The sequence below is a fragment of the Bartonella sp. AP36NXGY genome (genome assembly GCF_042195865.1).
Lineage (GTDB): Bacteria > Pseudomonadota > Alphaproteobacteria > Rhizobiales > Rhizobiaceae > Bartonella.
The window spans coordinates 1-1,665 of record NZ_JBHIPD010000090.1 but is presented as its reverse complement, the minus strand read 5'-3'; the positions used below and the strand labels follow the sequence as shown (position 1 = coordinate 1,665).

Here is a 1,665-nt window from a genome sequence, read left to right as displayed (position 1 = left end):
CCTCATCAGTAAATAGAGATGTAGAGGAGTAATCATACAACATCTACAAAGTGTCAATATCAAGCGGCAGCTTCAAAGCCGAAGTGGTGGTTTGGTGTGAAGTGATATAATAGTTGGCGGATGAGACAGATAAGGAGGAAAGTGGATCCAATGATGACGTGGAGTCCATGGAAACCCGTAGCGATAAAGAATGTTGAGCCATAAATACCGTCGGAAATGGTGAAGGGTGCTTCAAAGTACTCTGAAATTTGTAGTAAGGTGAAATAGATGCCTAGTAGAATTGTGATGAGTAGAGCCTGGGTTGTTTGTTTTCGATTGTTGTTTATAAGGCTGTGGTGAGTTCAGGTAATTGTTACTCCTGATGCTAATAATACAGAGGTATTTAGAAGGGGTACTTCTAAGGGATTTAATGGGGTAATACCTGTTGGTGGCCAGTGGCCCCCTAAATAAGGGGTTGGGGCTAGGCTTGAGTGGTAGAATGCTCAGAAGAACCCGGTAAAGAAGAAGACTTCTGAGATAATGAATAGGACTATGCCATATCGAAGGTTTTTTTGAACGGGTGTCGTGTGATGTCCTTGATAAGTGCTTTCTCGTACGATATCGCGTCATCATTGGTGAAGGGTTAGTGTTGTGGTTAGTAGACCTAGTGTTAATAGAGTGGTGGAATAGAAGTGAAATCATATGGCTAAGCCGGATGTTGTTAGAAGGGCTGATAGAGCCCCTGCTAGTGGTCAGGGGCTGGGTTTGACTATGTGGTAAGCATGGGATTGGTGGGCCATTAGGTGTTGTTGTGTAAATAAAGGCTAACTAGAAGTGTGAAAACGTAGGCTTGGATTAGAGCAACTGCGATTTCTAGGATGGTGAGTAGTGTCAGGAGTGTGAAGATCAGTGAAGTAGCGGGGGGGCTGATAGTTAGTAGTGTTAGTGTTGCGTTTCCAACTAGGTGTATTAGCAGGTGACCAGCCGTAATGTTAGCAGTTAAGCGTACGGCTAGGGCTACTGGTTGGATGACCAGGCTAATGGTTTCGATTATTACTAGTATGGGGATGAGTAATGTTGGTGTGCCTTGTGGTAGGAGGTGAGCTAGGGAGCTTTTGGTTTTAAAGCGAAGGCCTGTGATTACTGTGGCAGCTCATAAGGGGATTGCTATAGCGAGGTTTATGGATAGTTGGGTGGTGGGTGTAAATGAATGGGGTAGGAGTACCAGAAGGTTATTTGTGGTAAAAAAGGAAATGAGGGATATTAGTATTAGAGATCAGGTTCGCCCCTTAGCATTATGGGTTATTATTATTTGTTTTAGAGTGAATAGTACTAGGTTGCGTTGGATAGTGATTAGTCGGTTGTTAATGAGATGTTTGGACGTTGGGATTAATAATATGGGAAATATAATGATGGGGATTGTGGCAGGTTGATTTAGGATTATTGGAGTTGCGAATAGGGTAAACAGATTTTCGTTCATTTTAGTTGTCAGTAGCTATTGGGGGCTTGCTTATGAGAGTTTTTTTGTCGGGGGGGGTTGATGGTAGTGTATGTTTAGCAGTTTTAATTGTGTAATAAGATATAGTGTAGGGAGTGTTGTTGTGATAGTGATAAATCATGTGGATGTATCTAATTGAGGCCCGTTGCGAATAGGGTAAACAGATTTTCGTTCATTTTAGTTGTCAG

1 protein-coding gene and 1 pseudogene are annotated in these 1,665 nt (G+C 42.4%); both read right to left on the bottom strand.

The genetic code is table 11. The features are described from left to right. Positions 1-59 precede the first annotated feature (59 nt). Positions 60-599: pseudogene (locus tag ACFINX_RS09965) on the bottom strand (cytochrome c oxidase subunit 3). A gap of 179 nt (positions 600-778) precedes the next feature. Then, complete coding sequence (gene atpB, locus ACFINX_RS09960) at positions 779-1,120, bottom strand: F0F1 ATP synthase subunit A (RefSeq protein ID WP_375621879.1); 342 nt, start codon at positions 1,118-1,120, stop codon at positions 779-781. Positions 1,121-1,665: the final 545 nt, after the last annotated feature.